Genomic DNA, 9,799 nt, shown 5'->3' on the forward strand with positions numbered 1-9,799 from the left:
CAGTTCAGTTTACACCCTCTATTAAAATAATTTATACTTCTTTCGAATCGAAGAGATAATGAATATAAAGGATTGCAACAGTCCTAAGTTTCCGGAATTGCTGTTCATATCGTGAACAAGGCAACACAGGAATGATTGTTATTGTGTCCCTTTGATTTTCAAAATTCGTATCAGCGCCATAAACGTTATAAATCCTCCCCTTACTATTTATGAAACAGGTCATTTCCACTGATACTTACGAGTCCCTTACCCATGTTTTCTGCTAATAGACCGGATCCTCAGAACTACCATCCAAATCATATTTAAAGATCTCGGTAATCGGAATATTATCAAAAGTACGGGTAACATCGAAAGACGGTTAACAAAAGCCTTTTCTTCCTTGAATAATAATAACTCCGCATAGAAAAAAGAATGGAAATAAATAAGATTAACAACAATGATCCGATTAAATACGGTTAGGGCATTTTCCATCTAAATTCAGAAAAAAGAAACGAATTCGAAAAGGTGAATGATTGACAATACTAACGGATTCAGGCAGCTAAAATATAGCATTAAACTTATTTCATCGAGCAAACCCCATACTTTATATAGGTCAAAATTGCGTTGGTCGAAAATATTTTAAATTTCAAAATCAACTTAATAATTTGTAGAAAATCGATAAGTAGCCTGATATAACACAGGATATTAAACAATTTTTTAAACCTTAATTTTTCATAGTATGAAGAACGAAAAATTGAAAGATCTGTTCCAAAAAAACAAGGAACAGAAAGTGGAAATGACTAAGCCTGTTGATCAGGAAGTCGAGTTTGTTTCCGATGATTTAGCAGAAAAAATCACCGGAGGTACAACAAACAATGGTTGTAGCTGCCCTAACTCAGGTTGTAGCTGCTAATAATCAATTTAGGGCCAATGCTGGCCTAACCAGGGATGGACGCTTTTGTCCATCCCTTAATATTCTAAAATTATGGAAAAACTAAAAGTTTCAAAATATATCGCAATAACGGATTATATTAATGAATATAATCGTTTAATATATAGCTTTATTACTGAAAAAATGTTGCTAATTAACGACGAAGTCTATACAAAGCTAAAAGAGAACAATGTAGATTTCGGTGAGCAGACGGTTAATAAATTTATCGAAGCAGGAATTCTCGTAGATGCCAATTTAAATGAATTGGAAAACATAATAAGAGAAAACAAACGAGTCGTGACAAACAGGAATGTTTTTTCGTTTACTATTTTCCCTTCTTCGAATTGTCAGCTTGGATGTCATTATTGCGGGCAAGTGCATAGTCCAGGAAAAGTAGACAAAAACGTATACGCAGATATTTTGGCGCATATCGAGAAGGGTGTCGCGCAACCTGAAAAAAATCATTTATCGATTGGTTGGTTCGGAGGAGAACCGCTTCTTGGGATGAGTGTTATCGAAGAGCTATCTCCTGATTTGAGAAGAATTGCTGAAAGAAATGGCTGTAGCTATTCTGCCAGAATTACTACGAATGGGCTCCTTTTTAATAGGGTATATCTTGGAAAGCTTATAGAACACGATGTCAGGGACATTACTATTTCACTTGATGGAACCGCCAAATCCCATGATCTGAGAAGACCCACAAAGGGAGATGGTCCTTCTTTTGATACCATTATGAAGAATTTAGCAGATGTACTTCATTATTATGACATTGAAAAAGAACAAATAGATATTCAATTGAGGATCAATGTAGACAGATATAATCAAGATGATGTATTTCCTTTATTAGATCTATTAGCTGAACGCCAATTCCAAAATAAAATTAAACGATTTGACATCGCTCCTATCCACGCTTGGGGAAATGATGCGCATTTAAGAAGCAATACCATTCAAGAATTTGCTGATTTTAAAATTGATTGTTACATTAAATTGATGGAGTTAGGGTTCATGACTAATGTTCCCTTACCGGGACGTGTAAAAGTCATCTGTCAGGCTGTTACCGATGATGCCCTTTATATGCAAACCGATGGTTACTTATACGATTGTAGTGAGTTGCCACTGGTACCAGCTGATGCAGCAGCTAAGAAACTCGGGCACATTAAAGCTGTAGATTTACTACAGGTTGAGGATCGGAATTACTCAAGTTGGAATGATGAAATATTGGATGGAAAATTTCCATGTACTGATTGCAGGATTTTACCGATTTGCGGAGGAGGCTGTCCTAAATCATGGAAAGATGGCCATATCCCCTGCCCAGATTATAAATATAACATTGAGGACATGTTAGCGCTTGCTTATCTAAGCCATTCAAATAGTGAGTTGTTTCAAAACGCATCGGTTTAATATCATATAAAATATGGTAAAACAGCATTATAGAATAGCTTTGTTTTGCGCCTTCTTCGGGGAGTTCCCTTGGTATTTCCCATACTTTGCTAAATCTTGCGAATTCAACCCAGATGTGCATTTCTATATTGTATCCGACTCCACTCCGGAAATAGTTCTTCCAAACAATATTACTATAATCCCATCGAGTTTTAGTGAATTTAAGATTAAAGTTCAGGAGCGGCTGGGATTTAAAATACAAATTGACAGACCATATAAACTTTGTGATTTTAAACCATGCTATGGAGTTATATTTAGCGACATAATTGAGGAAGGTAATTATGATTTCTGGGGACATTGTGATATTGATGTCGTATTTGGTAGAATAAGAAAATTTATCAACGATGATTTATTGGCCAATTATGATATAATTTCAGTTAGGCATGAGTATACTTCTGGATTTTTTATGCTGTATCGAAATGAGCTACATATAAATACGCTCTTTAGAAAAAGTAAAGATTATATCCATGTATTAGGGTCCCCTAAAAGCTATTGTTTTGATGAATGTTCGTACCATCACAGAGCATTAATTGCTGGTAGATCGATAGAAAGCATTCAAAATCATATTGATGCTATGACATTCGTGATCAAGAGAGAGGAAAAAAAAGGTACGTTAAGAGCTTGCTTTGAACTATTTGCTTTAGAAGGTACGCCCGGAAGCGTTGTTTGGGCGAATGGGAGTCTCTGTGTAGAAAATCAAATCGAGGCACTTTTATACCATATTATGCAAATAAAGGGAAGGCCGACATTTAATGGCCTTACACCTGCCAAGATTCCTGATATTTTTGAATTCACTCCTCATTTAGTGCGTTTTCCAAAGGAAAGATTTGGTTTACAAACAGAATTACCAACACTTAATACGGCAATTTATTTAAAGGAACCCTTAGTTCAAATAATATTTGGCGCATACCAAAAGGGCTTATCAGGAAAATTTCGTGCTTGCGGCGCTTTTGCTTAATTTTCCCAACGCTTTCTTGACTATAAATTTAGGATATGAAATACCCATATTACATACAACACGACCAAATGGATTGCGGTCCTACCTGTTTAAGGATCGTGGCAAAGTATTATGGAAAAAAATACACTTTGGAATATCTAAGGGAATTGGCCTTTCTTAATCGTAATGGAGTAAGCTTATTAAATCTCAAGAATGCTGCAGTAACAATCGGATTTTCCAGTGATATGCTGTTTAGTGACATCAACAATTTGATATACAATTTCAGCAAACCTTGTATCTTACATTGGAATACAAACCATTTTGTTGTATTGTTTGATATAAAATACAGGAATGATCTTAACCGAGTGAAATTCATAATTGCCGATCCTAGACATGGCATTGTGCATGTAGATATAAAGACTTTCTTAAGTTCCTGGATTTCTGTAAAAGAAGGTCGAGGCACAATATTACAGCTTCGACCTACTGAATCATTTTATCGTCAGGATGAAGAAAAAAAGAACCTTACCAATAGCTATCAATTCCTAATTGCCTATTTGAGACCACACAGAAAGCTTTTAAGCTATTTAATATTGATATTATTGACGGGAAGCATATTAAGCCTAATAATCCCTTTCTTGACTCAGATACTGGTGGATCTGGGAATTGGCGAACTGAATATAAATATTGTCTATTTGGTACTTTGCTCTCAATTGTTTTTATTCATTGGAGGGACAGTAATTGATATTTTTCGTAACTGGTTAATGTTATTTATTAATACCCGGATAAGCCTTACCATAATTTCTGATTTCCTTAGGAAATTATTTGATTTGCCGATTCGCTTTTTTGATTCGAAAAGCGTCGGTGATATTACCCAGAGAATAAACGATCACACTAGAGTAGAGCAATTTCTGACTGGCACTGCCCTAACAACCCTTATCTCTCTTATTAATGTTGGTGTCTTTATTGTTGTTTTAGGGTTATATGATTTTAAGATTTTTGCGGTCTTTACCGTCTTGACAGCGCTGGCTATCTGCTGGATTTTCTTTTATCAAAAACGGCGAAAAGAAATAGATTACAAACGGTTTAATGCAAATCGGGAAAACCATAATAAACTATATGAAATTATTATTGGAATGCCCGAGATTAAACTTTACGCTGGAGAAGACAGTAAGAGGGAAAGTTGGGAGAAGTTACAAATCAAACTCTTTGATTTAAATATCAAAAGCCTCTCCTTGGAGCAGCTTCAAAAGACAGGGTTTCTTTTTCTTTTGCAACTAAAAAACATCTTTATCTCTTATATTGCTGCGAGGGAGGTAATCGCCGGAAATTTTTCATTGGGCACCATGTTAAGTATTTCGTTTATCATTGGGCAGACGAACAGTCCACTTGAACAACTTATTTCGTTTTTTAGGCATTCTCAGGACGCTAGGTTAAGTCTAGACAGAATGAAAGAGATCCATAATAAAGAAAATGAAGAACGTCGGAATGGCTATCAAGAACTGTCTTTGTCTGAAATTAGCTCCTTCATCACGTTTAAGGAGGTTTCCTTCCAATACGGGGGGCCTAAGTCCCCTTTCGTTCTTGAAAATATTAACCTAGAAATTCCAATTGGAAAAGTTACGGCTATTGTTGGCTCGTCAGGAAGTGGAAAAACCACGTTAATGAAACTATTATTGAAGTTTTATGATTGCACAAAGGGGTCAATATCGTTAGATGGAATCAATCTAGATGCTTTATCTCCCAAATGGTGGCGAGATAAATGCGGAACAGTAATGCAGGATGGTCATATTTTTTCGGATACTATTCTTAAGAACATTGCTATTGACGGCAAGGAAATTGATGAGCAGAGAATACAAGAAGCATTATATATATCGAATCTCACGGAGTTTGTCGAAAGTCTTCCTAATGGACTAGAAACCAGAATAGGTGCCGATGGCAACGGACTGAGCGGGGGCCAAAGGCAGCGACTATTCATCGCAAGGGCTGTTTATAAAAATCCATCACTACTCCTATTCGATGAAGCTACGAGCGCATTGGATGCCAATAATGAAAAAGTTATTATGGAACGGCTAAACGGATTTTTTCAAGGACGAACGGTTATCGTTATTGCTCATAGACTGAGCACTGTTAGAAACGCTGATAATACGATTGTCCTTCGTAACGGTGAAGTAGTGGAGGCGGGTTCTCATACTTCCCTATTGGAAAAGAAAGGCTTCTATTATGAATTAGTTAAAAACCAATTGGAGCTTGAAGAAAATGAAAACCACATTTAAAAAACGGAGTTATGGCCCATTATGATCAAAATATTTTCGGGCGGCTCGACAAGCCGCCAAGAAATACAATTAGGTATGGATCTTTTTCAATAATTGCATTACTGATTGGATTAACTTATCTCTTATTTGGCGTTCAACTCACAATTAAAAAACCTGTTGACACAAATCCAAGAACAATTCGGTTAGACAAAATAGATCAGGTTCTGTTGTTATCGAAGATACATACAGAAGATACTTCGTTTTTGAAAACGGGAAATAAGCTAGAAATCCATTTCGGGAATAAAAACATTTATGAAAGCGTGGTCGGTATTATGAAAAAGGAAAGCCATGATCAAAGCAATTTCTCCGACGTACAAATTGCTCTGGAAGGGGAAGTTATGGCAATTCCCCTTTCGAATAACCTTAAATATAGAGAGGTAAAAACTAACATTTTTCAATATTTGATTGAACACCTACAGAACTAAAGTATGAAGGCTACTGAGAAAGATTATTTTTTGATTAGTGATTTAAATAGAAGTATGACATCCATGATTTTAACTTCATTTCGTCTAATAGGCAAACTCCTCACTGAGCGGGTTATCATCGTCATTTTTCTGGGATCTTTTTCCCAGAATCTTATTGCAAAGGAATCGAACATAACCTCATCTTCAAGTATGGTCTTCACGTCAATGTACGTTCAAGATACAGCAAAAGTGAATGGTGTTTTAGTAAATCAAGCCGGGACTCCCGTAGTTTCCGCTACAGTGTCCCTTTTTTCCAACAATGGATCATTATTGTCAGTTACATCCACCGATACATCGGGAGTTTACCGATTTAACCATATCGCTGAACAGAATATGTCCGTTACCTTTAGACATATCAATTTCGAAGATCAAAAAATAATTTTCAACAGAGATATTCTGAAGAACTTACCCCTTGTTACATTTCTCAAAGACCGCAATTCGGTCTCTATTAATGAAGTAGAAGTGATCGGACGAAGAAAATCTGGGATCGTAAAAACAACGGAAGGGTTTTCCTTTCGAATTGATGAGGCTATGTCGCATCTTACCATTTGGGAGGTTATGAAACAAGCCCCCTTAATAGATGCCAGAGACGATGGGACTTTAAATGTTCTGGGAAAGAGCGGTGTTCAGGTCTACATCAATGGTCGGAAAACAAACTTGGGCGGTAATGACCTTTTGGAGATGCTAAAGAATATGTCTTCCGAGAATCTTAGGGATATAGAAATTATCACTAGCCCATCAAGTAAGTATGAGGCTCAGGGAAATGCTGGTATTATCAATATTATACTCAAAAAGCAACAAAATGAAGGCATTCAGGGTTCTGCGAACCTGAGCAGTGAATTCGCCCACTATAGTACCTTTAGAGGAAATGTTAATCTTAATCATGCAAAAGGCAAAGTTGCTTCTCAGCTAAACCTCAGGGGAGCGGGTACACACAACAGGCTAACGGAAAGCTTTGATTATATATTCCCAACCATCGACCTATGGAATAAATCTTTTTTAGACAGAAATGAAGAAAGCAATCCATTTGGGGCAACGATGTTGAATGATATTTCCCTGACTGAAAAGAACACCTTACTGATACAGACAAATGCCAGTTATTCTTCCAATGAACTTGACTGGCTTACTACAAATAATTTTAGGTCTATCGAGACAAATGTCGAACAATCCCATATCCGTACTCAGACACTACAGAAAACATCAAATAGTTTTTTCAATGTCGATGTTAATGACCGGTTGGAATTGGATACAATGGGCAGCCAGCTATCCATCGGGGGCAGTTTTTTTACACAAGAGAGCCATGCAAAAGCGCCATATACTGTTTTAGATGACAATGAAGAGTATTTCTTTCAAACATCTTCAAAACAACGGGTACGAAATTTTTCCGGACAGGTTGCTTTACATAAATACCTGAACCCAAGTTTAAGCTTGGATGTCGGCATTATGTCAAATTTCAACAGAAACACAAGTAATAACCAATTTTCAGATTTATTGGACGGTAAACTTGTGAATGATCCCAGTAAGGAGAATGATTATAGTTACAAAGAACATATTTATGCGTTGTACTCTTCGGTAAACTGGAAAATATCCGAGAAACTAAATTCGACGATGGGTTTCCGCCTTGAAAAAACAGATATAGATGGATTTGAAAAAAATTCTTCGCAAGAACTTGACATCAATTATCTCAACTTCTTTCCAAACGTATCCTTAACCTATAGTCTAAACAATGTGGACAAATTAGGCCTTACTGTAGGCAGCCGGATAAGTAGACCAGGTTTCTGGGAGCTGAACCCTACGCCCGTATTTTCAGCGCCAATGCTATATTACAAAGGGAATGCTTTTTTAATTCCTGCCCGATCCGTTAATGCAGAACTAAGTTATATCCTAAAACAGAAATTAACATTCCTAGCCAACTATAGCAGGGTAAGTGACGACTGGATGCAATTTCAGGTTACAAGACCAGGCTCTGATACGGTAATGTATGACCGTTTTAACTATGGACATAATGATATAGCCGGTTTGTCCGTAAATTACTACGACAGCTATTTTGAAGGACGTCTGAAAATAAATACCAACTTGGGCCTGAACTACAATATCTTTAGAGGAAACATACCGATCAGGAATGTTAACGAGGAAACTTGGATGAAACAGCTTAGGATTAGAACAGACTATAATATCGATAAGAAAGGTGATAAATCACTCTACCTATCTTATTTCTATTTTTCGCCTTTTGCGAGTGCCCAGGGTCTTCTTAAGAGCAGGCAGGCATTTGAGATAGGGGGAATGATGAAAATAAAGAATTTCACCGTGCAAGTGAGCGGAAGGGACCTTTTCAATCAATCCATGTTCAGAACAGAAGTTGCTAACGGATCGGTATCAAGATCAAGCGGGACTATTGATGCCGCTGCTAGGAGGTTTGTGGTCACTTTTGGCTATAGTTTTGGCAACATGAAAACGAAGAAAGCGGAAAGTGTAGGTGGAGCTGCGAGCGAACAAAAAGGGCGTGTTCCAAATTAAATTATTATTTTCTGTGTCGACTTGATTTGAAATAGGATGAATTGTTGCAATAAGATAGCTTTACTGATTCCATATTATGGAGAATTTCCATGGTATTTCCATCTATTTTTAGGAACTTGTTCATACAATAAGGATGTAGATTTTAAGATCTTTACCGACACCATTATAAATTTTGATATTCCTAAAAATGTAAGCGTCATCAGAATTTCCTTTAAGGAACTCAAGGTGTTTATTCAAGACAAGCTTGATATGAGGATCAGCATGGAACGCCCGTACAAGTTATGTGATTTCAGACCAGCTTTTGGAAAAATTTTCGAAGACTATCTGTTAAAATATGATTTTGGGGGGCATTGCGATATCGATGTTCTCTTTGGAAGGATCAGGGTTTTCCTTACAGATGAGCTACTAAATAAATACGATACCATTTCGGTTCGAAAAGAATTTACAACAGGCTTCTTTTCGCTATATCGAAATACTAAGCGAATTAATATGCTTTTTAAAGAGAGTACCGATTATCAGTATATTTTTTCCTCTGAAAAAAACTTTTGTTTTGAGGAATGTTCTACACACCATAAATCGTTAATTTCTGGAAAGCAGATTGAGCAAATTACATTTAACCTTGATGCAATAACATTTGTAATAGCCAGAAATCATAAGAAAGGAAATATAAATGCATATTATAATATGAATGCTATAGAATACAATTTTGAAAACCTAATCTGGTATGATGGTAAAATAATAGTAAATGGACGATTTGAAGCAATTTTATTCCATTTTATGTCGATTAAGGCTAATGAAAAAAATATTAGAAAATCTTTTACAATCGCTAATATTGAATCTATTGAAGTCGTAAATTCTGAGATTAAAGTCCAGAGTTGCCTAAGCAATGCTTCTTTGCTAAATACAAGTACTTTGATGTTAAACAATGATATTTTCTACAGACATTTCACTGCTTTAAACAATTTTGAGAAATATTCAAGTTTCAGGGTCGCGAAATTTTCAGCTTGCTAATTACTTTTAATGATAGTCTAGCTTTAGAGTCATATCCCGTTTATATCCTAAGAGTATTTCCAATATTTAAAGAGAGATAAAAGTCAGGGAAAACTTCAAGATACTTAGAACCCTATTTTGAAAAATAATCGGAATATTTTTTTAATTAAACCATGTCGCTAGAAACATTTACCATTCCGGTATATAAGTATCCGTCCTATGAAGTACA

At 36.1% G+C, this 9,799-nt stretch carries 7 protein-coding genes; all 7 read left to right on the forward strand.

Annotated features, from left to right (window positions below; genetic code table 11):
* Positions 1-718: 718 nt before the first annotated feature.
* The 7 genes from B2107_RS11735 to B2107_RS11765 all read left to right on the forward strand — a co-directional run bounded on the left by B2107_RS11735 (position 719) and on the right by B2107_RS11765 (position 9,591).
* Positions 719-892 carry a hypothetical protein gene (locus B2107_RS11735; protein ID WP_293955812.1) on the forward strand — a complete coding sequence of 58 codons (174 nt, stop codon included), beginning with the start codon at positions 719-721 and terminating at the stop codon, positions 890-892.
* A 72-nt stretch (positions 893-964) separates the two neighbouring features.
* The gene (locus B2107_RS11740; RefSeq protein ID WP_293955813.1) at positions 965-2,311 is read left to right on the forward strand and encodes a radical SAM/SPASM domain-containing protein; all 1,347 of its coding nucleotides are present in this window, start codon (positions 965-967) and stop codon (positions 2,309-2,311) included.
* A 13-nt stretch (positions 2,312-2,324) separates the two neighbouring features.
* The gene (locus tag B2107_RS11745; protein ID WP_293955814.1) at positions 2,325-3,308 is read left to right on the forward strand and encodes a DUF6625 family protein; all 984 of its coding nucleotides are present in this window, start codon (positions 2,325-2,327) and stop codon (positions 3,306-3,308) included.
* 35 nt (positions 3,309-3,343) lie between these two features.
* Positions 3,344-5,560, forward strand: coding sequence for a peptidase domain-containing ABC transporter (locus B2107_RS11750; RefSeq protein WP_293955815.1), 2,217 nt, complete (start codon positions 3,344-3,346; stop codon positions 5,558-5,560).
* Between the two features lie 11 nt (positions 5,561-5,571).
* Positions 5,572-6,024 (forward strand): hypothetical protein, encoded by a 453-nt coding sequence (locus B2107_RS11755; protein ID WP_293955816.1) that lies wholly within the window; start codon positions 5,572-5,574, stop codon positions 6,022-6,024.
* A gap of 3 nt (positions 6,025-6,027) precedes the next feature.
* The gene (locus B2107_RS11760; protein ID WP_293955817.1) at positions 6,028-8,580 is read left to right on the forward strand and encodes an outer membrane beta-barrel family protein; all 2,553 of its coding nucleotides are present in this window, start codon (positions 6,028-6,030) and stop codon (positions 8,578-8,580) included.
* 36 nt (positions 8,581-8,616) lie between these two features.
* Positions 8,617-9,591: a DUF6625 family protein gene (locus tag B2107_RS11765; protein ID WP_293955818.1), complete on the forward strand. Its 975-nt coding sequence runs from the start codon at positions 8,617-8,619 to the stop codon at positions 9,589-9,591.
* Positions 9,592-9,799 lie beyond the last annotated feature (208 nt).

The organism is Sphingobacterium sp. UBA7855 (assembly GCA_002500745.1).
Classification (GTDB): domain Bacteria; phylum Bacteroidota; class Bacteroidia; order Sphingobacteriales; family Sphingobacteriaceae; genus Sphingobacterium.